This is a genomic window from Streptomyces sp. NPDC057623 (assembly GCF_042800355.1).
Taxonomy (GTDB): Bacteria; Actinomycetota; Actinomycetes; order Streptomycetales; family Streptomycetaceae; genus Streptomyces.
This window is the reverse complement of the sequence record NZ_JBHVGZ010000058.1, coordinates 34,637-59,960: the sequence shown is the minus strand read 5'-3', so window position 1 is coordinate 59,960 and position 25,324 is coordinate 34,637. Positions and strand designations below refer to the sequence as shown.

Here is a 25,324-nt window from a genome sequence, read left to right as displayed (position 1 = left end):
GGCAGGGCCGCTCACCGGCCCTGCCCCCTGGTGGGGTTCAGCGGAACGCGTCGAGCCCGGTGAGCGCCTTGCCCAGCACGAGCTGGTGCATCTCGACGGTGCCCTCGTAGGTGAGCACCGATTCGAGGTTGGTCGCGTGCCGCATCACGGGGTATTCGAGCGAGATCCCGTTGGCACCGAGGATGGTCCGCGCCGTACGGCAGATGTCGATGGCCTCGCGGACGTTGTTGAGCTTGCCGAAGCTGACCTGCTCGGGACGCAGGCGGCCGGCGTCCATGCGCCGCCCCAGATGGTGGGCGAGCAGAATCCCCTTGTGCAGTTCGAGCGCCATGTCGGCGAGCTTGGCCTGGGTGAGCTGGAAGCCCCCGATCGGCCGGCCGAACTGCTCCCGCGTCTTCGCGTAGTCGACAGCGGCCTCGAAACAGGACCGCGCCGCACCCATGGCCCCCCACACGATCCCGTACCGGGCGTGCGAGAGACAGCTGAGCGGCCCCTTCAGCCCGACGACCTCGGGCAGCACGGCATCGGCGGGCAGCCGGACGTCGTCGAGGACGAGCTCACTGGTGACGGAGGCGCGCAGCGACAGCTTGTGCTTGATCTCCGGGGCGGAGAACCCGGCACTGTCGGTCGGCACGACGAACCCGCGGATCCCCTCATCGGTCTGCGCCCACACGACGGCGACCCCGGCGACGGACCCGTTGGTGATCCACATCTTGCGCCCGTTCAGCACCCAGTCGGTGCCGTCGCGCTTGGCGTACGTCCGCATGGAGCCGGGGTCGGACCCGTGGTCGGGCTCGGTCAGCCCGAAGCACCCGATGACCTCACCGGAGGCCATCCGGGGCAGCCACGCCTGCTTCTGCTCCTCGCTCCCGAACCGGTGCACGGCGTACATGGCGAGGGAGCCCTGCACGGAGACGAGGGACCGGATCCCGGAGTCGGCGGCCTCCAGTTCCAGACAGGCGAGCCCGTACTGCACGGCGGACGCCCCGGCGCACCCGTATCCGCTGAGGGACATCCCGAGGGCGCCGATCTGCCCGAGTTCCCGGGCGAGCTCACGGATCCCCGGCAGCTCCCCCGTCTCGTACCACCCGGCGACGTACGGCACCACCCGATCCGCCGCCCACGCCCGCACGGTGTCGCGAACCGCCAGGTCCTCGGGCTCCAGGAGGTCGTCGATGCCGAGGGGGTCGGCGGGGTCGAACGGGGGCAACTTCGAGGACGCGGACATGGGACACCCTCCGGCAACGATTTAAACTAGCGCCGCTAGTTACGACTCTGGGCAGACGCTACGACGCGGTGTCCCGTACGTCCAGTACACCGCTGCGCACACGCCGCGAGCCGCCGGCCGCGATCAGCCCCCGCGAAGGTCTGGTCAGGCGGAGACGCGGGACTCCGCGACTTCCCTCGGCTTGGGCAGCTCCACCGCGGGCGCCTCGCACTGCATGGCCCGCGGCAACCGCAGCGCCATCACGGCCCCCAGCAGCAACAGCCCCGCGCTCACCAGCAACGTCACATGCAGCCCGTGCACGAAACAGTCCCGAGCCGCATGCCGCAGGGCGACCCCGGCCGACCCGCCCAGCTGCCCGGCAACCTCGTACGCCTCACCCAACGAGTGCGAGGCAGCCGTGGAGGCCGACGCCGGAACACCCGACACGTTCGCCAGCCCGGGGGCATACGCCGCGTTCATCACGCTGCCCAGCAGCGCGATGCCGATCCCCGCGCCCAGCTGGTACGAGGTCTCGCCGATGGCCGCCGCCCCACCGGCCGTCTCGGGGGGAGCCTCGCTCAGCATCGACTCGTACGCCCCGAAGAGCGTCGTCTCCAGCCCGAAGCCCAGCAGCAGGAATCCGGACAGCAGCAGCCCGGGGTTGTCCTCGCCGCCCATCGCCGTCAGCAGCAGCACCGCGACGGCCGTCAGCACGAACCCGGCGCACACCATCCGCCGCGGCCCGAACCGCCGCAGCATCCGCGCCCCCGCGAGGCCGGCCGCCATCGCCGCGAACGTCAGCGGCAGCAGCCGTAGCCCGGTCTCCAGCGGCGAGAGTCCCAGCACCAGCTGGAGATACTGCGCCGCGATCAGTTCCAGCCCGACGAGTGCGAGCATCGCCAGCACGATGCAGCCGACCGAGGTACTGAACGCCGGCCGCGCGAACATCCGCAGGTCCACCAGCGGGTACTCGCGGCGCCGCTGTCGCCGCACGAAGAGAACCAGCATCACCGCGCCGACCACCAGCGGTACCACGGTCAGCAGGCTGCCCACCGGCTCCCCGCCGCCGAGCCGCTTGACGCCCAGCACCATGCCGAACAGTCCGCCCGCCGCGAGCAGCGCGCCGACCACGTCCCAGGGCCCCTTGCCGTCGCCCTTGGACTCGGGCAGCAGCAGCCGTCCCACCGGGAGGCTGACCAGCATCAACGGGATGTTGACGAGGAAGACCGAACCCCACCAGAAGTGTTCGAGGAGGAAGCCGCCGAGCAGCGGCCCGACGGCCGCACCGACGGCGGCGACGGCGCTCCAGATGCCGATGGCGAGGGCGCGCTCGCGCCGGTCGGGGAAGACCTGGCGCAGGATCGACAGGGTCGCGGGCATGATCATCGCGCCGCCGACGCCGAGCAGGGCCCGGGCCAGGATCAGCACCTGTGGGTCGTGCGCGAGAGCCGCGAGGCCGGAGGCGAGGCCGAAGAGGCCGTATCCGAGCAGCAGGACGCGTCTGCGGCCCACCCGGTCGCCGAGCGTGCCGAAGAGGATCAGCAGCGAGGCGCAGACCAGCGGATAGATGTCGACGATCCAGAGCAGTTCTATCGCGCCGGGCCTGAGGTCCTCGGTGACAGCCGGCACCGCTACGTGCAGCACGGTCGCGTCGACCGCGACGAGCAGCAGGCTGAGACAGAGGACGACGAGGACGACCCAGCGGTTGGCACCGGCCCCGGCCGCCCGACGGCGCAGCGCAGCGGCAGCCGTGGTCGTCCCGGACATGTACGTACCTCCCAGATGTTCCCTCGCCCTCGGCGGTCACACGGGGTGGGGACTCCCCGTGACCTGGCCGGAGAGGAGCGGTGGTCTCCGGCCCGCGCAACGAAGGGCGAGTGACTCGTCAGAGTACGCGAGTCCACGTCGGTGCCGAGTGGCGGACCTCTCACCCACCTACGGAACGAGTGTGGCGTACGCCACTCCCGACCCCCTCAGTCACGCTCCGGCCGACCTCCCCGTCCGCGCCCGGCCGATAATCGGGCCCGTGACCGATCTTGCGATGCGCGTGGCCCCGGCCCGTTCCGAGGCGCTGCGCCGGGCCGCCCCGGCGCTCCTCGGGTACGCGGCCGTACGTGCCCTGGGCCTGCTCGCCCTGACCCTGTGGAGCGCGGTGCGCGACAAGGACGCGTACACGCTGCTGACCGCCCGCTGGGACGCGCTCTGGTACACCAGGGTCGCCGAGCTGGGCTACGGCTATGAGGTGCACATGCCCAACGGCGACGTGCACTCGAACCTCGCGTTCTTCCCCCTTCTGCCCTGGCTGGAGCGGCTGGTCGCGGAGGTGTCCCCGCTGTCGTACGCCGACGGCGGCTTCGTCGTCAGCCTGCTCGCCTCCTTCGCCGCGGCCTGGGGCGTCTTCGCGGTGGCGGACCATGTGTACGGCCGCCGCGCCGGGGTCTGCGCCGTGCTGCTGTGGGCCGCCCTGCCCGTCGGGATCGTGCAGTCGATGGCGTACAGCGAGTCACTGTTCACGGCGCTGGCCGCGTGGTCGCTGTACGCGGTCCTGACCGGCCGCTGGATCACTGCGGGCACCCTGGCCCTGCTGGCCGGGCTGACCCGCCCGGTGGGGCTGGCCGTGGTCGCGGCGGTGTGGGTGGCGGGCATCGCCTCGTTCGCGCGGGACCGCAGCACCCCACCGGGGCCGCACGGCGCACGGCACGTGACGCGCGCCCTCGGCCTGTTCCTCGCCCCCCTCGGCGTCGCCGGCTACGTCCTCTGGGTCGGCCACCGCACCGGCAAGGGCCCGCTCGGCTATCTCGACGTCCAGGCCGGCTGGCGCAACGGCTTCGACGGCGGCTACGCCTTCGCCCGGTTCGTCGCGGAAAAGTTCACGTCGTTTCCGTCGGCCCTGGCGGGGGTCGGGCTGATCATCGGCGTCGGGCTGCTGGTCTGGCTGTACATCGTCGGCGTACGGCAGGGGCAGCCGCTCCCGCTCCTGGTGTACGGGGGCGTCGTCACCGCGCTCGCCCTGTGCGCGTCGAGCTACTTCGGCTCGAAACCGCGTCTGCTGCTGCCCGCCTTCCCGCTGCTGCTGCCCCTCGCGATCTCCCTGTCCCGGCTGCGTACCCGCAGGTCGGCGGGGGTGCTGGCCGGGCTCGCGGTGGCCTCGGCGGTGTACGGGGCGTTCTGGCTCAACGGCTCCGGTCCGCCCTGACCGGCCTCCGGCCGCCGGTGAGCACGCGGCTAATTCCGACCCAGCATTCGGTGAACGAATTCATAAGCGGCATAAACAAACACATCAGAATGATCAAAGGAAATGAAGGATACGGCGCCCGGGGATTGTGGATTCCGAGGAAATAAACCCCTCGCTGAGAGGAATCCCACATCACATCGTCATCACAAAGCCGTGGAATCGCCCTTGAACTGCGCTCACTCGCTGTAACGTCGATTGGGTGCGTACCGAACGAAAGCTGACCCGTCTGGACCGGGTCTTCGCCAGGCTGGACCGGGAGCCGGAACGTCCGGCCCACATCGATGTGCCGAAGATGAGCCGGCACCGGATCGTGCTGTTCGCATCGACCCTGGCCTTCTACGGGGCCATCGTGTGGGCCATCGTCATCACCTCGTGGCTCGTCCGGTTCGACTGGCAGGTCATGTTCTTCCGGCCGTACCAGCAGTGGGCCGAGATCCACGCCTTCGTCGACTACTACGTGGTGCTCGGCCAGCGCGGCCCGACCGCCGTGATGGTCGCGGCCTGGCTGGGCTGGCGCTCCTGGCGGCAGCACACGCTGCGCCCGCTGCTCGCGCTCGGCGTCTCGCTGCTGCTGCTGAACGTCACGGTCGGCGCCGCCAAGCTGGGCATGGGCCGCCTCGGACCGCACTACGCGACGACCGTCGGCTCCAACGAGATGTGGCTCGGCGGCGATATATTCCCCAGCGGCCACACCGCCAACGCCGTGGTGACCTGGGGAATCCTGGCCTATCTGGCCTCGACCCCGAGAGCGCGCCGCTGGCTGTCGGCCGTGTCGGCGGTGACCTCGCTGGGCGTCGGCCTGTCCACCGTGTACCTCGGCACGCACTGGCTGAGCGACGTACTGCTCGGCTGGGCCGCCGGCCTGCTGATCCTGCTCGCCCTGCCGTGGTTCGAGCCGCTGATCACCTGGTCCGAGGCCCGCATCTTCGGCCTGCGCGACCGGGTGCGCGAGCGCCGGGCAGGCGCGGTGGCGGTGCCGACCACCCCGGTGGTCGGGGCCCCGGTGCTGCTCAAGCCGCGCCCGGTGCCCGCCGACAGCGAGGCCGCGGCACGCGAGGCCACCCCCGTCGCGCACTCGCCCCGGACGACCGTCCACCCGCCCGCTTACCTGGCCCCCGGCCCGCACACGGCCCGCGCGGAGCGCACCCCGGTCACCCCGGTCGGCAGCCGCCGCCCGCCGCACCCGGACCGCATCGCCCGCGGCGCGCCCCAGCCGGCCCGCCCCCTCACGGGCGGCTGATCCTCCCCGCGGCGGGTTCGGTACGCACCACCACCCCCGCACCACCACCCCCGCACCACGACGGCCCCGGTCCCTCGACAGGAACCGGGGCCGTCGCCCGTCGTCAGCCCGTTGTCAGCCCTTCCAGGCCCGCGCGACCTGGCCGTCCTTCACCTCGAAGTTCAGGCGACCGCTCCGGTACTCCATGGTGATGATCGCCCCCGGCGGCAGCGAACGCACCGTCGACCACCCTCGGTCACGGGCGAGCCGCTCGGCCCGGTCGGCGTCGAGACCGACATATGCGTCCGGGTTGTCCTGGGGTTCTGCGGGTGGTTTCGGAATGGGTGCCATGCCGCCACGCTAGGGCCTGCGCGAGGGATCGGGCCAGAGCGGACCGGGAACCCTTGTACTTGCCATCCAGGTCACACGTACCTCTCGGGTCACGCTTTTGTCACAGAACCACGACACGCGTTTCGACCACTCTTGGTCACACGGACGAGCGGTTCTCTAGGCCTTCCGCAGGCATTCGATCGTAATTTCCGCGTGTCGCGGCGCCCCGCCCAATAAGCCGAAGGAAAAGTTCCCGGGGAACTGCCGCCGGACCCCTTTTCCCTCATATTCCCGTCGGGCCGCGGGAGCCGGTGCCGCACAGAAAGTACATGGTTCCACCACAGAACCCCCGTACGCCCCCTGTCGGAGCGCAGCCGACGCGAGCATCATGGCGTGAGCCCTCGCCGGCACGTGCGGCGCGGGCTTCAGCGGGCCCGGGGCGCGACGAGCGAAGGGGCGAGCGAGCGATGGGGACGCAGACCGTACAGGGGACGGCACGACCCATGCGAAGCAAGCAGCCCGGCGGCCGTGTGGTCGTCGACTGGCTGACCACGACCGACCACAAGAAGATCGGCCATCTCTACCTGATCACGTCGTTCGGGTTCTTCCTGGCCGGTGGTGTCATGGCGCTGCTGATGCGGGCCGAACTGGCTCGGCCCGGGATGCAGCTGCTGAGCAACGAGCAGTTCAACCAGCTGTTCACCATGCACGGCACGATCATGCTCCTGCTGTTCGCGACCCCGACCTTCGCGGGCTTCGCCAACGAGCTGATGCCGCTCCAGATCGGCGCCCCGGACGTGGCCTTCCCACGGCTGAACATGTTCTCGTACTGGCTGTTCCTGTTCGGCGGCCTGATCGTGATGGGCTCGCTGATCGTGCCGGACGGTCCGGCCTCCTACGGCTGGTTCGCCTACGCGCCGCTCAACAGCCTGGAGCGCTCCCCCGGCATCGGGCCCGACCTGTGGATCATGGGCCTGGCGCTCGCCGGTTTCGGCACGATCCTCGGCGCGGTCAACTTCATCACCACGATCATCGGGATGCGCGCCCCGGGCATGACGATGTTCCGGATGCCGATCTTCGTGTGGAACACGCTGTTCACGTCGATCCTGATCCTGCTGGCGTTCCCGGTGCTGGCGGCGGCACTGCTGGTGCTGGAGGCGGACCGCCGGTTCGGCTCGGTGGTGTTCGAGGCGGCCAACGGCGGGGCACTGCTGTGGCAGCACCTGTTCTGGTTCTTCGGGCATCCCGAGGTCTACATCATCGCCCTGCCGTTCTTCGGCATCATCACGGAGATCATCCCGGTCTTCAGCCGCAAGCCGATCTTCGGCTATCTGACGCTGGTCGGGGCGACGATGGCGATCACCGGTCTGTCGATCGTGGTGTGGGCGCACCACATGTTCGTCACGGGGGCGGTGCTGCTGCCCTTCTTCTCCTTCATGAGCTTCCTGATCGCCGTGCCGACGGGCGTGAAGTTCTTCAACTGGACCGGGACCATGATCAAGGGGTCCCTGTCCTTCGAGACCCCGATGCTGTGGGCGACCGGCTTCCTGGTGACGTTCCTCTTCGGCGGCCTGACCGGGGTGATCCTGGCGTCGCCGCCGATGGACTTCCACGTCTCCGACTCGTACTTCGTCGTCGCCCACTTCCACTACGTGGTCTTCGGCACCGTCGTCTTCGCGATCTTCGCCGGGTTCCACTTCTGGTGGCCCAAGTTCACCGGGAAGATGCTCGACGAGCGGCTGGGCAAGATCCACTTCTGGACGCTGTTCGTCGGCTTCCACACCACGTTCCTGGTGCAGCACTGGCTGGGCGCGGAGGGCATGCCGCGCCGGTACGCCGACTATCTCGCCGCCGACGGCTTCACGGTGCTGAACACCATCTCGACGATCGGCGCGTTCCTGCTCGGCCTCTCGACGCTGCCGTTCCTCTACAACGTCTGGAAGACCGCCAAGTACGGCAAGAAGGTCGAGGTCGACGACCCCTGGGGCTACGGCCGTTCCCTGGAGTGGGCGACCTCCTGCCCGCCCCCGCGGCACAACTTCGACGCGCTGCCGCGGATCCGCTCGGAGTCCCCGGCGTTCGACCTCAACCATCCGGCGCACGCGTTGGAGGCTCCGCAGCCCGAGCCGAAGAGCGAGCAAGCCGGCCGTGAGCCGTCCTGATCGCCTCCACCAGCTCGGCCGGCTCCAGGACCTCGAACTCGAAGCCCGTCAGCATCACATGGATCACCATCACGTCGAGGTTCCCGGCGCCGGTCCGCAACAGGCAGCTGTCGGGCCCCTCCGCCTCCAGCTGCCCGTCGGAGGGCGAGATGTGCTCGGCGGCCTCCTCCAGGGGCACCAGCAGCCGGACGACGGCATGCGAGGCGTACGCGCGCGTGGAGACGCCCCGGGAGACGTACGCGGCGAGGTCCTCGGCGGGCGGGGTGCGCGGGGTGAAGCGCGGGCCGTGCGGCGGCCTGGGACGGACGCGGTCGACACGGAACGTACGCCAGTCCTCGCGGTCGAGGTCCCAGGCGACCAGGTACCAGCGGCGCTCACTGCACACCAGGCGGTGCGGCTCGACACTGCGGCGGGTGGCGGCGCCCATGGGGGTCCCCCCGGTCGAGCATGTTCGAGACTGGGGGAGGTCGCGGTACTCGAACCGCAGGCGTTCGGCGTCCCGGCAGAGGTGGGCGAGCTCGGTCAGGACGGCCGGGTCGACCGCGGAGTTCTGGGTGCCGCGCAGCATCGGCACGGTGAAGGCGTTGAGGGCGCCCACGCGGCGGCGCAGCCGGTTCGGCAGGACCTGCTCCAGCTTGGCCAGGGCCCGTACGGAGGTCTCGCCGATGCCCTCGATGCCCTGGCCCGCGGCCGTGCGCAGGCCGACGGCGACGGCCACGGCCTCGTCGTCGTCCAGCAGCAGGGGCGGCAGCTCGGCGCCGGCACCCAGCTGGTAGCCGCCGCCGGTGCCGGGGCTGGCGTTGACCGGATACCCCAGTTCGCGCAGCCGGTCGACGTCGCGGCGGACCGTGCGCGGGGTGACGCCGAGGCGTTCGGCCAGTGCGGCGCCGGACCTCCCCCACTGCCTCAAGGGCGTGGGCGGTGCCCCCAGCGGTGGCCCTGGAGAAGGGAGAGGAGGCGCAGGAGCCTGGCGGAGGTGTCCAGCATGATCCGAGGCTGCCAGTCGCCTAACGGCTCGGAGGTGCGGATATCGCGGGCGGGTGCGCCCCTAACGGCGTCGGCCTGAACGGCGTCTGCTCGTACCGGCATTCCACGCTGAGGTTGCCGCCGCGGGTCTCGTACGGGACCCGGGAGGCCGACGGATGCACCTGCATGGCGCCCGGTACGAGACGGTCCGGGTGCTCGTCCCGGACGTTGGCGTAAGCGTCCCAGTGGCCCTCCGGCAGGGGGACGCTGCTGGGCAGAGCGGCGCGCAGACGGCCGGTCGTGGCCGGGGTCAGGGGCAGGGTGACCTCCTCGTCGCCCTCGCGGTGGCGCAGCACGAGACGAGCCTCCATGGCGGGCCCGACGGCGGTGACGTCGAAGGTCAGTCCGCCGGCCGAATCCGCGATGCAGTCGGCGCGCAGTGGTGCGGCGTGCGACACGGGCGTCATGCGCTGCGGTACCTCCCTGGGCTCGCTGCTGCGTCTACTCCCTGTTCCGTTCCGTCGGTTGGACCGGTGATGCGGCCTTTTGGTTGCCCGTCACGGCTGATACGACAGTTGCGGGACGTCGAAGCACGTGGTGTCCATGTCTCCTTGGGAGACCCAGCCCCGGCCGTCCTCCCAGCGGGCCACCGACAGACAGGTCCGGCGGTCCTTCGGCGGTTCGGCCAGCCGCTCGAACCTGACCGGGATCAGCAGTCCGTCGGCGCTGTAGCCCTGGCTGTGGTTCATGTGGTCGTCGACGCACGCGCGCGTGACGCCCTGTCCGGCGCACGACTTCGCCGCGTCCGTGAACCACCTGGCCGCCGCCCAGCCCTCCAGCTGCCACTGGGAGTGCGTCTTCAGTGACCTGGTGGCGTCCCGGAACTCCCGTACCGCGTCCTGGTCCGTGTCCTCGTGGTTGCGGGACGCCCCGGTCGCCCACAGGGCGTTGCGGCAGCGGGGGGCGTCCTTGTAGTCCTCGGCGACGGTGGACGTCCAGTTCTGTACGTTCGTCACCTTGGCGGTGACCTCGGCGCCGACGTCGTCCATCGCCTCGCACAACCGGGCGTTGCCGTGGCTGTCAATGGCGTCGAAGACCAGGTCGGCGCCCTGCTCCTTCAGATCGGCCGCCACCGCGCGGAAGTTGGGCAGCGCGAAGTCGACCTGCTCGGAGACCACCTTGTAGCCCTCGGCCTTCAGGCCCCGCTCGACGAGCCGGGCGTAGGCGGCGGACGCGGGCTGGTTGTACGAGACGACGGCGGCCGTACGGGCGCCGTGCTCACGCTTGAAGTAGCGGTAGACCTCCGTGCCGCCGTACTGCTTGCCGTCCCAGCCCGTGGTGCCGTCGCGGGGCGCGAGGCTGCCGTAGATGCCGTACAGGTGCGGGTAGGTGTCGTAGGCGGCCCCGATGGGCTGGCCGCCGATGTCGGGCACGCGCGCGCGTGCGACGCGCGGGGCTCCGGCGTAGTCCAGGGCGGTGGTGGCGACCAGGGCGACGACCTTGTCCTCGTCGATCAGCCGGTGCACGCACTCGTTGTTGCCGACACCGCTGCCGCCGTCGTCGCACAGGCGCACCTCGACGCGGCGGCCGTCGATGCCGCCGCGCGCGTTGAGACGGTCGAACCAGGCTCTGGCACCGTCGCGCGGGCCGGTGAAGGCGTTGCCGCCGACCGGGCTGGTGGCGCTGGTGATGACGCCGACCCGGATCGGGGTACGGTCGCCGGCCGACGCCGAGGAGCCGCCCCGGTCACGGTGCTCGAAGTCGCTCTCCGGCAGCCGGCTGCCGCACGCCGTAACCAGAGTCAGCAGCAGCACGGCGACCGCCGCCTCAGCAGCCGGGGACCGGCGACCCATTGCCGCTCAGCTGGACCAGCGCGCACAGCGTCTTGACGGACACCTTCCAGGAGCCGTCCTGTTCGACGGCCGTGCCGGAGGCGTTCGGCAGGGCGGTCGCGCCCTTCAGCGTCAGGTCGTAGGTCACGTCGGCCTCGGTCGGCGAGGTGAACTCGACCTTGGAGACCTTCGCCTCGACCTGCCCGCCGCGCTCGTCACCGCTGAACGCCTCCAGGACAGACCCCATCCGGTCGCCGTTCTCCAGTACGGCCTGCTTCTCCTCCATGGACGTCGCCGGGTCGAAGAACTTCTGCCAGTTCTGCTTGATCTCCGTCTCGGCCGCCCCCAGGTCGGCGGGCGCCGTCGCGGCCGGAGACTGCTCGGTCCCCTCGGTCCGCTCGACGGTCGGCGTAGGCGGCGTCTCGTTGCCGCCGCCGCCCTCGTCGTCGCTGCAGGCCACGAGGGCCGGGGCGAGGGACAGGAGCAGTGCTGCCGCCAGGGCGGCCCCCCGTCCCGCCGCGCGTGGACCGCGCCGCCCGTGTGCGTTGCTCCGCCTGAGGTCGCTCCCGAGAACCATCTGGCTCACCGCCGGGGTGTCGATCCGGGCCGTGTGCGCCCGGTGCTTTCAGGGTCAGCTTGCAGGAGGCATAGTGCAAGGCCAGTGGCAGACATGGAATAGGGCCAGGCACATGCGCGCAAAGCCGACGCGCACGCACACAAAAACCCGACGTGGGGGAGCCAGCGATGCGGACAGCCCGACTGCGGACCGTGCACCCCGTCCTGTGGGCCGGCTGGGCCGCGCTCGCCGTCGGCGCGGTGCTGTGCGTCATCGGCTGGTACGGCGTCTCCGGCGAGCGGTTCGCCGAGCGGCAGCTGCCGTATCTCGCGTCCTGCACGGTCCCCGGCGCCGCGCTGATCATCGCCGGTTCGGTGCTGCTGACCCACGGGCGGGGCGCGCTCGCCGCGGCACGGGTGGAGGAGCTGTACGGCCTGCTGGTGGCCGTCGAACCGGCCGACGCCGAGAGGTCCGGGCAGGCGGGCGCGGCGCCGGCGGCGGTCAGCGGGGACCTGCTGATGGTGCCCGGTGGCACCCTCTGGCACCGCGCGGACTGCCCGCTGGTCGCCGGGAAGGCGGAGGCCGTACCGGTCGACGCGAAGCTGGTGCGCGGCGGCGGACTGGGCCCGTGCCCGATCTGTGAGCCCGCCGGAGCGGACGACTGAGACGGACGACCGATGTCCTCGCTGACGTACGACCTCACGCTGGCCGGTCTGTCGGTCGGCAGCGCCGCCGCGCTCACCGGGATCGGCCTGGTCGTGACGTACCGGGCGACCGGCGTGCTGAACTTCGCGCACGGGGCGATCGCGATGGTGTGCGCGTATGCGCTGCGGCAGTGCGTGGTGGAGTGGGGCTGGCCGCTGTGGGCGGGCGCGACCGTGACCCTGCTGGTGCTCGCGCCCGGTATCGGGATGCTGCTGGAACGGTTCGTCTTCCGGCCGCTCGCGGTCCTGGGCAGCGACCCGGCGCAGACCCTGGTCGCGTCCATCGGGGTGTTCGTGCTGCTGGTGGGCGGCGCGGTGCTGCTGTGGGGCCAGGGGGCGCGGGACGACGCGCCGGAACTGGTCCCGGCGGACCCCTGGGGCCGGCTGGCGGTGGCCCTGCTGCTGGCGGCCGGGGTCGGGGCGGTCATCCGCTGGACGCGCTTCGGCCGGGAACTGCGTGCCGTGGTCGACGACCGCCGGCTGGCCGTCCTCGGAGGCATCGACGCGGACCGGGTGGCGGCGGCGGGCTGGGCGTTCGGCGCGTTCACGGCGGGTCTGACGGGCGTGCTGCTGGCGCCGTACGTACGCCTGGACCCGTACGGCTTGCCCCTGCTGGTGATGGAGGTCGTGGCGGTCGCGGTCGCCGCCCGGATGCGCAGTCTGCCCGTCGCGGTGGCCGCGGCGCTGGCCATCGGGGTGGCCCAGAGCCAGCTGACGCGCCTGCACCCCTCGGGCTGGGGCGCGCCCCTCCTGCAAGCCGTCAGCACGAACCTCTTCGTCGTCGCCCTGCTGGTCGCGGCCCTGGCCCTCCCGCGCGTCGGCACCCGGGACGCCCTCCCCCGCACGGCCACCGCGCGCGTGCCGACGCCTCCGGGCGCCTGGATCGTGGCGGTCGTGCTCTTCCTGCTCCCGCTCGGCTTCGCGGGCTCGGACCTGCACACGTCCGTGCAGGTGCCGGCGCTGGCCGTGGTGCTGCTCTCCCTGGTCGTCGTCACGGGCCGCGGCGGTCAGCTCTCCCTCGGTCAGGCGGCCTACGCGGGCCTGGGCGCCCTGTTCACGGCCCTGCTGGCGGCGGGCCGCTTCCCGGGCCTGCCCCGTCTGCCGGAGCTCGCCGCGCTGGCGCTGGCGGTCTTCCTGGTGGCACCGCTGGGCCTGCTCACGGGCTGGCCCGCGATCAGTCGCCGGGGCCTGGCGTTGGCGCTGGCGACCTTCGCGGTGGGCGTCGGCGTGAGTCGCTTCGTCTTCACCCAGCCGTACGCGATCTCGGGCCTGTCCCTCGGCCGCCCGGCGGGCTTCGAGGGCGACCGGGCCTACTACGTCCTCGAACTGTCCCTGCTGACGGCCGCCCTGCTGGCCACCTGGCTGCTGCGCCGGGGCCGCACGGGCCGGGCCCTGGCGGCGATGCGGGACCACGAGTCGGGGGCGTCGGCGGCAGGCGTCCAGGTCCCCTCCCTCAAGCTTCTGGCCTTCGTCGCGGGCGCCGCCCTGGCGGCCCTGGGCGGCGGCATGCTCGGCATGGGCCTGCGCGCCTTCGACCCGGCCGCCTACGACCCCGTCCGCGGCCTCCTCTGGTTCGCCGCGGTGGTCGTCCTGGGCGCCGACAGCACCCTGGGCGCCCTGGCCGCGGCGGCCCTCCTGGTCGGCCTGGACGCGGGCACCCGGGGCGGGGTGGCGGCGGCACTGATCGGAGTGCTGGCGGTGCTCGTGGGCCGCTTTCCCGGGGGGCCGTACGAGGCGTTGCGGGCGGCGGCGCAGCGGCTGCGGCCGCGGCGTGGAACGACGCTCACGGCGCTGGGGGTGGGGGTGCGCGGACAGCTGACGGCAGCAGGCGCGGCGCGGACGGCACAAACCCCGGCCGCCGAAGAAAGCGGGACGGGCGGTGCGGGTGGGGCCCCCAACGCGGCCGAAGGCCGCGTGCCCACCCACAAGCCCGCGCCCAAGGACACCGCCCTCACCACCCACCGCCTCCAGGCCCGCTACAACGGCTTCACCGCCCTCGCCGACGTGACTCTCACCGTCCCACCCGGCAAGATCACCGCGATCGTCGGCCCCAACGGCGCGGGCAAGACCACCCTGTTCCACTGCCTGGCCGGCACCCACCGCCCCGCCCACGGCCAAGTCCTGCTCGGCCCCCGTGACATCACCCGCCTGCCCGCGCACACCCGCACCCGCCTGGGCATCGCCCGCACGTTCCAGCAACTGGCCGTGTTCCCGTCGTTGACCGTGGCCGAGAACGTCCGCGTCGGCGCGGAGCAGGGAAGGAGCCGGGACCCCTCGGCCGTGGAGCGCTCCCTGCGGCTCCTCGGACTGGACGGCCCCGTGAGAGCCCTGCCCGCCGCGGACCTCCCCACCGGCACGCTGCGGCGCGTCGAACTGGCCCGAGCCCTCGCGGGCGACCCGCGCGTGCTGCTCCTCGACGAACCCGCCGCCGGCCTCGACACCGCCGAAGTCACCGCCCTGGCCCGGATCCTGAAGGCCCTCGCCGCCGACGGCCTGGCTCTGCTCGTCGTCGAGCACGACCTGGACCTGGTCGCCGACCTGGCCGACACGGTGCACGTCATGGCGGCGGGCCGCATCGTCGCCTCGGGCCCTCCCGACCGCGTTCTCGACGCGGCGACCTCCCAGGAGACCCCCGCATGACCACGATCTCCCTGCGCGACGCGCGCGTGCGATACGGCCCCCTGGAGGCCCTGCACGGCATCACGATCGCCGCCCCCGGCCCGGGCCTCACCGTTCTGCTGGGACGCAACGGATCAGGCCGTACGACCGCCCTGCACGCCCTGGCCGGAACCGTGCCGCTGTCCGGCGGCGCGGTCGTGTGGGACGGCGCCGACGTGACCCGGCTGCCCGCGCACGAGAGGGCCCGGCGCGGACTGTGCCTGGTCCCCGAGCGACAGGCGGTGTTCGGCTCCCTCACCGTGCGCGAGCACCTCGAACTCACGGCCGGGTCGTACGACATCGCTCTCGATGCCTACCCCCGGCTGGAGCCGCTCCTCGCGCGCCGCGCCGGCACCCTCTCCGGCGGCGAGCAGCGCATGCTCGCCCTCTCCCGCGCCCTGTCTGCACGCGCGCGTGTCGTGCTCGTGGACGAACCCGCGCAGGGCATGTCGCCCACGGTGGCCGCCCGTACGTACCGACTGCTGAGCGAACTCGACGCGTGCGTGGTCGTGGCCGAGCAACGGCTGCCGCCCGCTCTGCACGGGCGGGCGGCGCTCGTCTACGAACTGCGGCGCGGTGCGGTCGTGTTCAGCGGCGAGTCGGGCGAATGGGAGCGCCGTGCCGGGCACCGAACCGGGTCGAGCCCTTCCGGATGACCAGCGAGGTCTTCGCGGTCAGCCGCGCCGTGACACTCGGTCCCCCCAACTCCATACGGCCCTGGAGTCCGTACCGTCTGGAGCAGTGCGGCCAGGCTCCCCACCCTTGCGAGGCCACCACCTTCCGGGCGATCTCGATCTGCTCCTGACGGCTGGCGAGATCCGCGCGCGCGGCGAATTTCGCCCCGCCGAAGCCCTCCCAGGTCCGCTGCGAGAACTGGAGTCCCCCGTAGTGGCCGTTGCCGGTGTTGATGTGCCAGTCGCCGCCGCTCTCGCACTTGGCGACGCAGCCCCAGGGCCACTGGTCCTTGGCACATTCGTACTTCGCGCGTTTGGGCGGCGGTCCGGGGGCCGGTCGAGGCGCCGTATGGCTTGCGCGTGTCGCATACGTGGCCTGTGCCGCGTGCGTTGCGTGTGTCGCGTGCGTCGTGCCCGGGGCCACGGCGGTGAACAGGGCGGCGGCCAGGACGATCTTGAGCGGTGTGCAATTCATATGAGCACGCTAGGCAGCTTATTGCGGCCTGCCGGGGCGGCGCGTCCGACGACCGCGAGTGCCCCACCCGGTCGGCGGACCGGGTGGGGCACGATGCCGGGAACAGGAAGCGTCACTCAGAGTTCGAGGCGCTGCCCGGGCACGATCAGGTGGGGATCGGCGCCGATGACGGACTTGTTGGCGTCGTGGAGCTGTCGCCAGGTGGTCCCGTGCCGGGCGGCGATGCCGCTCAGCGTGTCGCCCGTACGGACGGTGTAGTCACCGCGGGACGAGCTGCGGTTGGTGTGTCCCGACGAACGCTCCGGCGTCTGCGACGGAGTCGACGGGGCTGCCTCGGTCGAGGAGGAGGCCGAGCCGGGGTCGGAAGCCGCGGGTGCGCTTCCGTACGCTCCGGCCCGGGCCGAACAGGTCGGCCAGGCGCCCCATCCCTGGGCGCGCTGGACCTTGGTGGCCACGGCGATCTGCTGGTCCCTGGTCGCCCCGTCCGCAGTCGCCGCGTAGGCCGTACCGCCATAGGCGCGCCAGGTCGAGGCGGCGAACTGAAGTCCGCCGTAGTAGCCGTTGCCGGTGTTGATGTGCCAGTCGCCGCCGCTCTCGCACTGGGCGATGCGGTCCCACACTGCGCTGTCCGCCGCTGTGGCGTTGCCGGTCGCGGCCAGCAGTCCGAGCGGGGCGAGCAGTGCCGCCCCGGCGAGGACCGCCGTCGTACGAGCCCGGTTTCCGTTCGGAGCCGGAGTCTTCGGCGTCTTCCGAGCGTTGTCGCGCGTGTTGTCGGCACATTCGGACATGTAGTTCCCTCTCGAAACACCCGGGGTCCCCCAAGGCGGAACGCCCCTCGCCACGCCATGGGGCGCGTGAGGGACGCCGGCCCCGTCCGCCGGAGGCTGTGCTGTGAACTGGCTGGTGCTGGTCGGCGGACGTACCCGAGCGGTGCTCGTTGCACACGGCCGAGGAATCTAGGGACAGCGGGCGTTCGGCATCAACCAACTCCTTGTCACTCCAGGCCAGTTCGCCGTTACCTCGGGTATCGGCGATTTTCAGCCACCCACTTCATTCGCTGATTTCAGGATTTGTCGACCAACCGCCCTGCCGATCTGTGACACACCCCACGCAACCAACTCCCTTGGGTTTCCAAGGACTTGACCGTGAGTGGGCGATTCCGCACCCGACGTGACCGTGCGCGATGGATGGTTCGATTCCGTTCGCCTTGGTGCGTGACTCCCGCCACAGATCGTCCGTTGTCATCTTCATGAGCCCGGGACCGCCCGGTTCACGGGCCGGGAGCCAACCGGTCCCGCCACGCCACATCCCGAGGGAGCCACCCGTGCCGCGCATGCTCGACGTCAGCGACGAGGTACGTGCCGAGATCGGCGACGAAGAAGCCGACCGGCTGCTCGCCGGAGAGAACGCCCCGGGCAGTTACGACTGCACCTCCTGCCGCACCCCGGGCGACTCCGAACAGGAGCGCACCAGCACCGTCCTGTTCATCGGGGACGAGACGGCCGTCCTCGCCTTCGCCCACGCCACCTGCCTGCCCTCCCAGGTCGTCCAGGTCACCGAGGACCAGCTGCGGGGTGCCGTGAAGTCCATCACCGGCGACCGGGTCGACCTGGAACCGGAGGCGATCGTGCCGGAGCAGGCCGTGCTCGGCGTGACCAGCGGACTGGTGCTGATCGCCGGGGAGCTGCACCCCGCCCTGGTCGTGGAGCCGACCGGCCCCATCATGCGCCCCGGGGCGATCGACGCCGGGGACGACTTCCTTCCGCTGCTGATCGAGCAGGGGTTCATGCCGGTGACGGAGCTGGCCGAGGTGCCGCCGGTACTGCACGGCTGGTCCGTGCTGTTGGCCATGGGCCAGCTGCACGCGGTGCTCCAGCCGGGGACTGGCCCTTCCGGGGGACAGCCGGTCGCCTGGTGGCAGGCGCATCAGCCGCTCCAGGTGACCGACGGCTGGCGGGCCGCCGCGAACAAGCACCAGCAGGTGCTGATGTTCGCGGCGCCGGTGGGCTCCATCGGGCGTCAGCCCCGGGAGGACCTGCTGCGGGGCGCCCTGGACAAGGCCGCGGCGAACGGGAAGCTGGTCGGAGCCGCTCTGCCTCTGGCGGGAACCTGATTCGTAGCTGGTCGCGCCGCTCCCCGCACCCCCAAAGGGACGTGACCAACCGCATCTCATCAGGCTCGGGGTCGTTTGGACATACGTGCATGCATACGACGTTCCCCGCCATCAGGGCAGCCCCTCGCCCACGCCGATCTACGACGCGCTCTACGCCGAGTACGTCAAGTCCTTCCGTTCGCTGCCGGGTGATCGCAGCGGTGAGGAGGACCTGGGGTTCGTCGCGTTCGGGAACATCCAGCGGAGCACCGGAACCTACGGCGGCCATCGCCCGGGATCGTTCAGCAGCTCGTACAGCGCCTACAGTGCGGGGGCCCACAGCGCCCGCCACGGCAACCACCAGCAGCCGCAGTGGCAGCGCGTCGGACACATCGGCCCGCAGGGGAACACGGGGATGCAGCACGTCCCGGCCGCGCTGCCGCCGGCGCGCAGAGGCTGAGCACACAAAAGGGCGGCCCTCACCGGGCCGCCCTTCGCCATGTCCGCCGCGTCCTGCGGCGGCTACTTCTTCTTGCCGCGCTTCTCGCGCACCCGCACCGAGAGATGGATCGGCGTTCCCTCGAAGCCGAACTCCTCGCGCAGTCGGCGTTCGATGAAGCGGCGGTAGCCCGCCTCGATGAAGCCGGAGGCGAAGAGCACGAACCGCGGGGGCTTGGTGCCGGCCTGGGTGCCGAAGAGGATGCGCGGCTGCTTGCCGCCCCGGATCGGGTGCGGGTGGGCGGCGACCAGCTCGCCGAGGAAGGCGTTGAGGCGGCCCGTCGGAACGCGGGTCTCCCAGCCGGCCAGCGCGGTCTCGATCGCGGGGACCAGCTTCTCCATGTGCCGGCCGGTGTACGCGGAGACGTTGACCCGCGGCGCCCAGGCGACCTGACCGAACTCGGTCTCGATCTCCCGCTCCAGGTAGTAGCGGCGCTCCTCGTCGAGGGTGTCCCACTTGTTGTAGGCGATGACCATCGCACGGCCTGCCTCGACCGCCATGGTGACGATGCGCTGGTCCTGCACCGAGATGGACTCGGAGGCGTCGATCAGGATGACCGCCACCTCGGCCTTCTCGACGGCGGCCGCGGTGCGCAGCGAGGCGTAGTAGTCGGCGCCCTGCTGGAGGTGGACGCGCTTGCGGATGCCCGCCGTGTCGACGAACTTCCAGGTCACGCCGCCCAGTTCGATGAGCTCGTCGACCGGGTCACGGGTGGTGCCGGCCATCTCGTTGACGACGACGCGCTCCTCGCCCGCCACCTTGTTCAGCAGGGAGGACTTGCCGACGTTCGGACGGCCGATCAGGGCGATGCGGCGCGGGCCGCCGATGCCGCCCCCGCCGAACGACTCGCGCGGAGCGTCCGGCAGCGCCTCCAGGACGGAGTCCAGCATGTCGCCGGTGCCACGGCCGTGCAGGGCGGACACGGGGTGCGGCTCACCGAGACCGAGGGACCACAGGTAGGTGGCGTCCGCCTCACCGCTGGGGCCGTCGACCTTGTTGGCGCACAGCACCACGGGTTTGCCGGCCTTGCGCAGCAGCCGTACGACGGCCTCGTCGGTGTCGGTGGCACCCACCTTGGCGTCGACGACGAACACGACGGCGTCGGCGGCCTCGATGGCGTACTCGGCCTGCGCGGCCACGGAGGCGTCGATGCCGAGGACGTCCTGCTCCCAGCCGCCGGTGTCGACGACCTTGAAGCGGCGGCCGGCCCACTCGGCCTCGTAGGTCACGCGGTCGCGGGTGACGCCGGGCTTGTCCTCGACGACCGCCTCGCGGCGCCCGATGATGCGGTTGACAAGAGTCGACTTGCCGACATTCGGCCGCCCGACGACGGCGAGGACCGGCAACGGCCCGTGCCCGGCCGCCTCGATGGCACCCTCGACGTCCTCCAGGTCGAAGCCCTCTTCCGCGGCGAGCTCCATGAACTCCGCGTACTCGGCGTCGCCAAGCTCTCCGTGGTCGTGCTCTTCGCGCGAGCCCTCGGAGTGGATGTGGTCGTTCATGAAGTCCGTACCTCGTCGTTCATCGTGGTGATCGGTGGACCGTCCGGTTTCTCCCGGCTGATCCACTACTCAGTGTCGCCTAGCGACCGGTCAGTCGCCTTGCGTTTTCCAGGTGCGCGGTGAGCTGCTTCTGGATGCGCTCGGTCGCCTCGTCCAGCGCCTTGCGCGTACGTCGTCCGCTGCCGTCGCCCGCCTCGAAGGGGTCGCCGAAGACGACGTCGATACGGCTGCGCAGCGGAGGCAGCCCCTTTATCAACCGCCCCGGCCGGTCGGAGCTTCCCAGCACGGCGATCGGGACGATCGGCGCCCCGCCGCGTACCGCGAAGTAGGCGAGCCCGGCGCGCAGCGAGGCGAAGTCGCCCTCGCCGCGAGTGCCCTCGGGGAAGATACCGAGGACCCCGCCGGCCGACAGGACGTCGAGGGCCTGCGTGATCGCCGTACGGTCGGTGGTCTCGCGGTCCACCTTCAGCTGGCCGATCCCGGTCAGGAACGGGTCCAGCGGCCCGATGAACGCCTCTTTCTTGATCAGGAAGTGCGTCGGCCGGGGCGCCACACCCATGACCATCGGGCCGTCGACGTTGTGCGAGTGGTTGACGGCGAAGATCACCGGACCGGTCGCGGGCACCTTCCAGGCGCCGAGCACGCGCGGCTTGAACAGCCCGTACATCAGGCCGACGCCGATGCGCCGCCCGACCTCGGCACCCCGCTCCGAAGACACGGACGGACGGTTCACCTCGCGGCCCGCTTCTCCTCGACGAGCGTGACGACGCACTCGATGACCTGCGACAGCGTGAGCTCGGTGGTGTCCACCTCGACCGCGTCGTCCGCCTTGGCGAGCGGCGAGGTCTTGCGGCTTGAGTCGGCCGCGTCCCGCTTGATCAGCGCCTCCCGGGTCGCGTTGACGTCGGCGCCCTTCAGCTCGCCGCTGCGGCGGGCCGCGCGGGCCTCCGGGGAGGCGGTGAGGAAGATCTTCAGGTCGGCGTCGGGCAGCACGGTCGTACCGATGTCACGGCCCTCGACGACGATGCCGATCTCCGCGGACCTGGCCAGGGAGCGCTGCAGCTCGGTGATCCGCGCCCGCACCTCCGGTACGGCACTCACCGCGCTGACCTTGGAGGTGACCTCCTGGGTGCGGATCGGGCCGGCGACGTCGGTGCCGTCGACGGTGATCGTCGGGTTGCCCGGCTCGGTGCCGGAGACGATCTCGGGCTTGCCGGCCACGGCCGCGATCGCGGAGGGGTCCTCGATGTCGATCTCGTTGGCCACCATCCACCAGGTGATCGCCCGGTACTGGGCACCGGTGTCGAGGTAGCTCAACCCGAGCTGCGCGGCAACGGCCTTCGACGTGCTCGACTTGCCCGTGCCGGAGGGGCCGTCGATGGCGACAATCACGGGCTTGGCGGCACCGTTTTCCACGGGGGGACACCTTCCAGATGCGGTGTGGCGGGAGTGTGGGGACGCGAGGGCGCCCCGCACAAGGTTACTGGGTGCGCGTCACTCGTCCGGCCGCGCGGCCGCTGACCGGCGCCGGACCTACTGCCGGATCGCCCAGCCCCGCTCCCGCAAGGCCGCGCTGAGCACCGGCGCCGTCTTCGGCTCCACCATCAGCTGGACCAGACCGGCCTGCTGCCCCGTCGCGTGCTCGATCCGCACGTCCTCGATGTTGACCCCGGCCCGCCCCGCGTCCGCGAAGATCCGCGCCAGCTGCCCCGGCTGGTCGTCGATCAGGACGGCCACGACCTCGTAGATCCGGGGAGCCGCCCCGTGCTTGCCGGGAACCCGGTCCTGCCCGGCGTTCCCCCGCCGCAGCACGCCCTCGATACCGGCCGTGCCCTCCAGCCGCTTGTCCTCGTCGGACGACTGCAACGCCCGCAGCGCCCGCACCGCCTCCTCCAGATCGGCGGCGACGTCCGTGAGCAGGTCGGCGACGGGCCCCGGGTTCGCGGAGAGGATGTCGATCCACATCCCGGGATCGGAGGCCGCGATCCGCGTCACATCGCGAATGCCCTGGCCGGACAGTCGTACGGCCGACTCCTCGGCGTTCTCCAGCCGCGCGGCGACCATGCTGGACATCAGATGCGGCATGTGGGACACGAGCGCGACCGCCCGGTCGTGGGCGTCGGCGTCCATCACCACCGGCACCGCGCGGCAGTGCGAGACCAGCTCGAGGGCGAGGTTCAGCACCTCGGTGTCGGTGTCGCGGGTAGGCGTCAGCACCCAGGGGCGGCCCTCGAAGAGGTCGCCGGTCGCGGCCAGCGGCCCGGACTTCTCCCGGCCCGACATGGGATGCGTACCGATGTACGACGACAGGTCGATCCCGAGCGCCTCCAGCTCACGGCGCGGCCCGCCCTTGACGCTGGCCACGTCGAGGTAGCCGCGGGCCACGCCCCGGCGTATGGCGCCCGCGAGCACCCCGGCCACGTGCGCGGGCGGGGCGGCGACGATCGCGAGGTCCACGGGCCCCTCGGGCGCCTCGTCGGTGCCGGCGCCGAGCGCTGCCGCCGTACGGGCCTGCTCGGGGTCGTGGTCGGCGAGGTGGACGGCCACCCCCCGGCCGGCCAGCGCCAGGGCGGCGGACGTACCGATGAGGCCGGTGCCGATGACGAGTGCGGTTCTCACTGGGCGATGTCCTTGCGCAGGGCGGCCGCGGCGCCGAGGTAGACGTGGGCGATGTCGGCGCGGGGCTTGTCGGACTCGATGTGCGCGAGGACGCGTACGACACGGGGCATGGCGCCCTCGATGTCCAGCTCCTGGGCGCAGATCAGCGGGACGTCGGCGAAGCCGTCGCCGAGCTTGCGGGCGGCGGCCGCGGGGAAGTCGCAGTGCAGGTCGGGCGTGGCCGTGAACCAGATGCTGATCAGGTCGTCCGCGGCGAGGTCGTTCCGCTCCAGGATCGCGGTGAGCAGGGCCCCGACCTGCTCGTCCATGTGGCCGGCTTCGTCCCGCTCCAGCTGGACGGCCCCCCGGACCGCTCGTACCGCCACGGCGCTGCTCCTTGCTCCTGTACGGATCGGCTCTTCGACTGTCCAGCCTAGTCAGCCCTGGTACGGCGGACGCATCGCGCCCGCCCGCTGAGACGACCGTGCCGGTGGCGGTGCGCTGCCTCTGGACCATGGGCCACCAGACGTACGAAATGCACCTTTCTCTACACCCTGCCCTGAGTTACTTCTTCTTTGCCGCTTTCAGTGCAAAGATGCTGTTGATCCGCTCGGGGCGACTCCCGGTCGGCTGCCGCCCATCGTCGGCGGGTCGGCCCGCACCGCTCTCACGTCCATCCGGCTCACATCCGCCCTCTGGTTCTTCCGCACCTTCGGAGTGACGACATGACCTACCGTCCGACGCGGCGCACGATCCTCATCGCGACGGGCGCGACGGGCGCGACCGCGCTCGTCGCCGGCTGTGGCGGTTCCGACGACAACGGCGACTCGACCTCCACCACCTCCCCCGGTCAGGACGACCAGGACGGCCAGACCGGCCAGGAAGGCAAGGAGCTGGCCACCACGTCCGAGATCCCGGTGGGCGGCGGCACGATCTTCAAGGCCGACGAGGTCGTGGTGACCCAGCCCGAGCAGGGCCAGTTCAAGGCCTTCTCCGCCATCTGCACGCATCAGCAGTGCACGGTCGGCACCGTGGCGGACGGGACGATCAACTGCCCCTGCCACGGCAGCAAGTTCAAGATCACGGACGGCTCGGTGGCCCACCCTCCGGCGACCAGGCCGCTGCCGGAGAAGAAGATCACCGTGGACGGAAATTCGATCCGCCTGGTGTGATCCGCCGCGTACGCTCCCGGGCATGCGCCCCGAGACCCTGGTCCGCGACCACACGATCTACGCCTGTGTGATGGGCTCGCGCGCCTTCGGTCTGGCCACGGACGGCAGCGACACCGACCGCCGGGGCGTGTTCCTCGCTCCCACACCCCTCTTCTGGCGCTTCGACAAGCCGCCGACCCATGTCGACGGCCCGCTGGAGGAGCAGTTCAGCTGGGAGCTGGAACGCTTCTGCGAGCTGGCCCTGCGCGCCAACCCGAACATCCTGGAGTGCCTTCACTCCCCGCTCGTGGAGTACGTCGACGACACCGGCCGCGAGCTCCTCGCCCTGCGCGAGGCGTTCCTGTCCCGCAAGGCCCTGGAGACGTTCACGCGCTACGCGCTGGGCCAGCGCAAGAAGCTGGAGGCGGACGTCCGCACGCACGGGGCCCCGCGCTGGAAGCACGCCATGCACCTGCTCCGCCTCCTGACGAGCGCCCGTGACCTGCTGCGCACCGGTCACCTGACGATCGACGTCGGCGACCGGCGCGCACCGCTGCTGGAGGTCAAGCGCGGTGAGGTCCCCTGGCCGGAGGTGGAATCGCGGATGAGCCGTCTGGCACGGGAGGCGGAGGAGGCCGCCCGTCGCAGCCCGCTCCCGGCCGAGCCGGACCGCCGCCGGGTGGAGGACTTCCTGATCGGCGTCCGCCGCGCGTCAGCGCTCCAGCCGGAGCCGTACGACGAAGGCGTGCAGGGCGTCGTGGACGGTCGGCGCATCCGGCAGCGCTGAGGCGGCCTGCGCCTCGTCCAGCACGCCGTGCAGCCGCTCCACGTCGGCCACCACGCGCGCGTGGTCGACGTCGGCGGCTCCGTGCTCCTGCTCGGCCTTGGCGGTGATCAGCTCCGGCACGTAGCCGGGGGCGTCGCCTTCCCCGATCAGCGTCGGCAGATGCGGCTGCACCTCGCCACTGCGCATCAGGTGGATGCCGGTGAGCAGGACACGGAAGGTGTAGAGCAGCGGCTTGAGTTCCCCGGTCTTCTCGAACAGCCGCCACTGCGTGTTCGCGAACCCGCGGTAGTGATGGGCGTGATGGCTGGTCAGGACGCCGGGCGCGAGCTCGAACAGCTCCCGGTGGGCGTCCGTGGTGTGCACGACGAGCGGCGAGAGCAGCTGCTCCAGGACGTAGCCGTTGCGGCGCAGCATCAGCCGCACGAACTTGCGCAGGTCGTGCGTGACCAGGTCCATCTCGACGCCGTCGCGCACCCACATCCGCGACCGCGTCTCGTCCGGCTCCCGCAGCCCGACGAGGTCGGCGGTCGGCAGCAGGTGCACGCCCCGCAGGTCCACGTCCGAGTCACGCGACGGGAAGCCGTACAGATGCGCGCCGGAGACCGTCGCGAACAGCACCGGGTCGGGCTGCTCGGCGATGACGGGGGCGAGGTCGATGTCCAGGGCGTCGATCATCC

General features: G+C 71.5%; 24 protein-coding genes and 2 pseudogenes. 11 read left to right on the top strand and 15 right to left on the bottom strand.

Annotation, left to right across the window (positions count from 1 at the left end):
* Nucleotides 1-37: 37 nt before the first annotated feature.
* Together ACFU95_RS38500 and ACFU95_RS38495 are read right to left on the bottom strand one after the other, a co-directional pair.
* Nucleotides 38-1,228, bottom strand: a complete 1,191-nt coding sequence (locus ACFU95_RS38500; RefSeq protein WP_383838252.1) for an acyl-CoA dehydrogenase family protein — start codon at nt 1,226-1,228, stop codon at nt 38-40.
* Nucleotides 1,229-1,372: 144 nt separating this feature from the next.
* Nucleotides 1,373-2,974 carry an MFS transporter gene (locus ACFU95_RS38495; protein ID WP_383838249.1) on the bottom strand — a complete coding sequence of 534 codons (1,602 nt, stop codon included), beginning with the start codon at nt 2,972-2,974 and terminating at the stop codon, nt 1,373-1,375.
* A 259-nt stretch (nt 2,975-3,233) separates the two neighbouring features.
* On the opposite strand from ACFU95_RS38495, the gene ACFU95_RS38490 reads away from it, so the two are divergent.
* Both ACFU95_RS38490 and ACFU95_RS38485 read left to right on the top strand, forming a co-directional pair.
* Nucleotides 3,234-4,403 carry a mannosyltransferase family protein gene (locus tag ACFU95_RS38490; RefSeq protein WP_383838246.1) on the top strand — a complete coding sequence of 390 codons (1,170 nt, stop codon included), beginning with the start codon at nt 3,234-3,236 and terminating at the stop codon, nt 4,401-4,403.
* Nucleotides 4,404-4,641: 238 nt separating this feature from the next.
* The gene (locus ACFU95_RS38485; protein ID WP_383838242.1) at nt 4,642-5,682 is read left to right on the top strand and encodes a phosphatase PAP2 family protein; all 1,041 of its coding nucleotides are present in this window, start codon (nt 4,642-4,644) and stop codon (nt 5,680-5,682) included.
* Nucleotides 5,683-5,796: 114 nt separating this feature from the next.
* On the opposite strand, the gene ACFU95_RS38480 is transcribed toward ACFU95_RS38485, so the two are convergent.
* Entirely contained in the window at nt 5,797-6,012 is a 216-nt protein-coding gene (locus tag ACFU95_RS38480) for an I78 family peptidase inhibitor (RefSeq protein WP_383421615.1), read from the bottom strand.
* A 446-nt stretch (nt 6,013-6,458) separates the two neighbouring features.
* Here ACFU95_RS38480 and ctaD point away from each other — a divergent pair, with 446 nt between their 5' ends.
* Nucleotides 6,459-8,153, top strand: a complete 1,695-nt coding sequence (gene ctaD / locus ACFU95_RS38475) for a cytochrome c oxidase subunit I (RefSeq protein WP_383838238.1) — start codon at nt 6,459-6,461, stop codon at nt 8,151-8,153.
* On the opposite strand, the pseudogene ACFU95_RS38470 reads toward ctaD, so the two are convergent.
* The 4 genes and pseudogenes from ACFU95_RS38470 to ACFU95_RS38455 all read right to left on the bottom strand — a co-directional run bounded on the left by ACFU95_RS38470 (nt 8,077) and on the right by ACFU95_RS38455 (nt 11,528).
* Nucleotides 8,077-9,140 (bottom strand): annotated as a pseudogene (locus tag ACFU95_RS38470) (helix-turn-helix transcriptional regulator). The gene ctaD and the pseudogene ACFU95_RS38470 overlap by 77 nt on opposite strands.
* Nucleotides 9,141-9,160: 20 nt before the next feature.
* Nucleotides 9,161-9,586, bottom strand: a complete 426-nt coding sequence (locus ACFU95_RS38465) for a hypothetical protein (RefSeq protein ID WP_383838235.1) — start codon at nt 9,584-9,586, stop codon at nt 9,161-9,163.
* Between the two features lie 90 nt (nt 9,587-9,676).
* Nucleotides 9,677-10,972, bottom strand: coding sequence for an ABC transporter substrate-binding protein (locus tag ACFU95_RS38460; RefSeq protein ID WP_383838232.1), 1,296 nt, complete (start codon nt 10,970-10,972; stop codon nt 9,677-9,679).
* Nucleotides 10,947-11,528, bottom strand: a complete 582-nt coding sequence (locus ACFU95_RS38455; RefSeq protein ID WP_383838287.1) for a hypothetical protein — start codon at nt 11,526-11,528, stop codon at nt 10,947-10,949. Before ACFU95_RS38455 ends, ACFU95_RS38460 begins: the two co-directional genes overlap by 26 nt.
* Nucleotides 11,529-11,695: 167 nt before the next feature.
* On the opposite strand from ACFU95_RS38455, the gene ACFU95_RS38450 reads away from it, so the two are divergent.
* From ACFU95_RS38450 to ACFU95_RS38440, 3 genes are read left to right on the top strand one after another with little or no spacing between them, the layout of a single operon-like run.
* A complete protein-coding gene (locus tag ACFU95_RS38450; RefSeq protein WP_383838229.1) occupies nt 11,696-12,172 on the top strand; it encodes a hypothetical protein in 477 nt (158 codons plus the stop codon).
* Between the two features lie 12 nt (nt 12,173-12,184).
* Nucleotides 12,185-14,851, top strand: coding sequence for an ATP-binding cassette domain-containing protein (locus tag ACFU95_RS38445; RefSeq protein WP_383838226.1), 2,667 nt, complete (start codon nt 12,185-12,187; stop codon nt 14,849-14,851).
* On the top strand, nt 14,848-15,525 hold the full coding sequence (locus ACFU95_RS38440; protein ID WP_383838224.1) for an ABC transporter ATP-binding protein: 678 nt from the start codon (nt 14,848-14,850) through the stop codon (nt 15,523-15,525). Before ACFU95_RS38445 ends, ACFU95_RS38440 begins: the two co-directional genes overlap by 4 nt.
* Here the strand turns inward: ACFU95_RS38440 and ACFU95_RS38435 are convergent.
* Both ACFU95_RS38435 and ACFU95_RS38430 read right to left on the bottom strand, forming a co-directional pair.
* Nucleotides 15,458-16,018 (bottom strand): transglycosylase family protein, encoded by a 561-nt coding sequence (locus ACFU95_RS38435; protein ID WP_383838221.1) that lies wholly within the window; start codon nt 16,016-16,018, stop codon nt 15,458-15,460. The genes ACFU95_RS38440 and ACFU95_RS38435 overlap by 68 nt on opposite strands.
* A gap of 116 nt (nt 16,019-16,134) precedes the next feature.
* Entirely contained in the window at nt 16,135-16,806 is a 672-nt protein-coding gene (locus ACFU95_RS38430) for a transglycosylase family protein (RefSeq protein WP_383838218.1), read from the bottom strand.
* Between the two features lie 536 nt (nt 16,807-17,342).
* Between ACFU95_RS38430 and ACFU95_RS38425 the strand changes: the two genes are divergently transcribed.
* Both ACFU95_RS38425 and ACFU95_RS38420 read left to right on the top strand, forming a co-directional pair.
* Nucleotides 17,343-18,131 (top strand): hypothetical protein, encoded by a 789-nt coding sequence (locus ACFU95_RS38425; protein WP_383838215.1) that lies wholly within the window; start codon nt 17,343-17,345, stop codon nt 18,129-18,131.
* Between the two features lie 85 nt (nt 18,132-18,216).
* The gene (locus ACFU95_RS38420) at nt 18,217-18,570 is read left to right on the top strand and encodes a hypothetical protein (protein WP_383838212.1); all 354 of its coding nucleotides are present in this window, start codon (nt 18,217-18,219) and stop codon (nt 18,568-18,570) included.
* A gap of 62 nt (nt 18,571-18,632) precedes the next feature.
* Here the strand turns inward: ACFU95_RS38420 and der are convergent, their stop codons facing one another.
* From der to aroH, 5 genes are all read right to left on the bottom strand, one after another.
* On the bottom strand, nt 18,633-20,111 hold the full coding sequence (gene der / locus ACFU95_RS38415; RefSeq protein WP_383838210.1) for a ribosome biogenesis GTPase Der: 1,479 nt from the start codon (nt 20,109-20,111) through the stop codon (nt 18,633-18,635).
* A 79-nt stretch (nt 20,112-20,190) separates the two neighbouring features.
* Nucleotides 20,191-20,778 (bottom strand): lysophospholipid acyltransferase family protein, encoded by a 588-nt coding sequence (locus ACFU95_RS38410; RefSeq protein WP_383838284.1) that lies wholly within the window; start codon nt 20,776-20,778, stop codon nt 20,191-20,193.
* Nucleotides 20,779-20,840: 62 nt separating this feature from the next.
* A complete protein-coding gene (gene cmk / locus ACFU95_RS38405; RefSeq protein ID WP_383838207.1) occupies nt 20,841-21,527 on the bottom strand; it encodes a (d)CMP kinase in 687 nt (228 codons plus the stop codon).
* Between the two features lie 117 nt (nt 21,528-21,644).
* Entirely contained in the window at nt 21,645-22,730 is a 1,086-nt protein-coding gene (locus tag ACFU95_RS38400; protein WP_383838204.1) for a prephenate dehydrogenase, read from the bottom strand.
* Nucleotides 22,727-23,095, bottom strand: coding sequence for a chorismate mutase (gene aroH, locus ACFU95_RS38395; protein ID WP_030050930.1), 369 nt, complete (start codon nt 23,093-23,095; stop codon nt 22,727-22,729). Before aroH ends, ACFU95_RS38400 begins: the two co-directional genes overlap by 4 nt.
* Nucleotides 23,096-23,223: 128 nt before the next feature.
* Here aroH and ACFU95_RS38390 point away from each other — a divergent pair.
* The 3 genes and pseudogenes from ACFU95_RS38390 to ACFU95_RS38380 all read left to right on the top strand — a co-directional run bounded on the left by ACFU95_RS38390 (nt 23,224) and on the right by ACFU95_RS38380 (nt 24,647).
* Nucleotides 23,224-23,438 (top strand): annotated as a pseudogene (locus ACFU95_RS38390) (DUF6529 family protein).
* A complete protein-coding gene (locus ACFU95_RS38385) occupies nt 23,435-23,881 on the top strand; it encodes a Rieske (2Fe-2S) protein (protein WP_383838202.1) in 447 nt (148 codons plus the stop codon). The pseudogene ACFU95_RS38390 and the gene ACFU95_RS38385 overlap by 4 nt, the downstream one beginning before the upstream one ends.
* Nucleotides 23,882-23,903: 22 nt before the next feature.
* Nucleotides 23,904-24,647 carry a DNA polymerase beta superfamily protein gene (locus ACFU95_RS38380; protein WP_383838199.1) on the top strand — a complete coding sequence of 248 codons (744 nt, stop codon included), beginning with the start codon at nt 23,904-23,906 and terminating at the stop codon, nt 24,645-24,647.
* Here ACFU95_RS38380 and ACFU95_RS38375 read toward each other — a convergent pair.
* Nucleotides 24,573-25,322 (bottom strand): DNA polymerase beta superfamily protein, encoded by a 750-nt coding sequence (locus ACFU95_RS38375; RefSeq protein WP_383838196.1) that lies wholly within the window; start codon nt 25,320-25,322, stop codon nt 24,573-24,575. The genes ACFU95_RS38380 and ACFU95_RS38375 overlap by 75 nt on opposite strands.
* Between the last annotated feature and the right edge of the window lie 2 nt (nt 25,323-25,324).

Excerpts from the sequence above, each read along its gene's own strand:
- ACFU95_RS38495 (WP_383838249.1), bottom strand. The coding sequence starts at position 2,974 with ATGTCCGGGACGACCACGGCTGCCGCTGCGCTGCGCCGTCGGGCGGCC.
- ACFU95_RS38430 (WP_383838218.1), bottom strand. The coding sequence starts at position 16,806 with ATGTCCGAATGTGCCGACAACACGCGCGACAACGCTCGGAAGACGCCG.
- ACFU95_RS38450 (WP_383838229.1), top strand. The coding sequence starts at position 11,696 with ATGCGGACAGCCCGACTGCGGACCGTGCACCCCGTCCTGTGGGCCGGC.
- der (WP_383838210.1), bottom strand. The coding sequence starts at position 20,111 with ATGAACGACCACATCCACTCCGAGGGCTCGCGCGAAGAGCACGACCAC.
- ctaD (WP_383838238.1), top strand. The coding sequence starts at position 6,459 with ATGGGGACGCAGACCGTACAGGGGACGGCACGACCCATGCGAAGCAAG.
- ACFU95_RS38375 (WP_383838196.1), bottom strand. The coding sequence starts at position 25,322 with ATGATCGACGCCCTGGACATCGACCTCGCCCCCGTCATCGCCGAGCAG.
- ACFU95_RS38440 (WP_383838224.1), top strand. The coding sequence starts at position 14,848 with ATGACCACGATCTCCCTGCGCGACGCGCGCGTGCGATACGGCCCCCTG.
- ACFU95_RS38445 (WP_383838226.1), top strand. The coding sequence starts at position 12,185 with ATGTCCTCGCTGACGTACGACCTCACGCTGGCCGGTCTGTCGGTCGGC.
- ACFU95_RS38385 (WP_383838202.1), top strand. The coding sequence starts at position 23,435 with ATGACCTACCGTCCGACGCGGCGCACGATCCTCATCGCGACGGGCGCG.
- ACFU95_RS38410 (WP_383838284.1), bottom strand. The coding sequence starts at position 20,778 with ATGTACGGGCTGTTCAAGCCGCGCGTGCTCGGCGCCTGGAAGGTGCCC.
- ACFU95_RS38480 (WP_383421615.1), bottom strand. The coding sequence starts at position 6,012 with ATGGCACCCATTCCGAAACCACCCGCAGAACCCCAGGACAACCCGGAC.
- ACFU95_RS38500 (WP_383838252.1), bottom strand. The coding sequence starts at position 1,228 with ATGTCCGCGTCCTCGAAGTTGCCCCCGTTCGACCCCGCCGACCCCCTC.
- ACFU95_RS38380 (WP_383838199.1), top strand. The coding sequence starts at position 23,904 with ATGCGCCCCGAGACCCTGGTCCGCGACCACACGATCTACGCCTGTGTG.
- ACFU95_RS38455 (WP_383838287.1), bottom strand. The coding sequence starts at position 11,528 with ATGGTTCTCGGGAGCGACCTCAGGCGGAGCAACGCACACGGGCGGCGC.
- ACFU95_RS38465 (WP_383838235.1), bottom strand. The coding sequence starts at position 9,586 with ATGACGCCCGTGTCGCACGCCGCACCACTGCGCGCCGACTGCATCGCG.
- ACFU95_RS38460 (WP_383838232.1), bottom strand. The coding sequence starts at position 10,972 with ATGGGTCGCCGGTCCCCGGCTGCTGAGGCGGCGGTCGCCGTGCTGCTG.
- ACFU95_RS38435 (WP_383838221.1), bottom strand. The coding sequence starts at position 16,018 with ATGAATTGCACACCGCTCAAGATCGTCCTGGCCGCCGCCCTGTTCACC.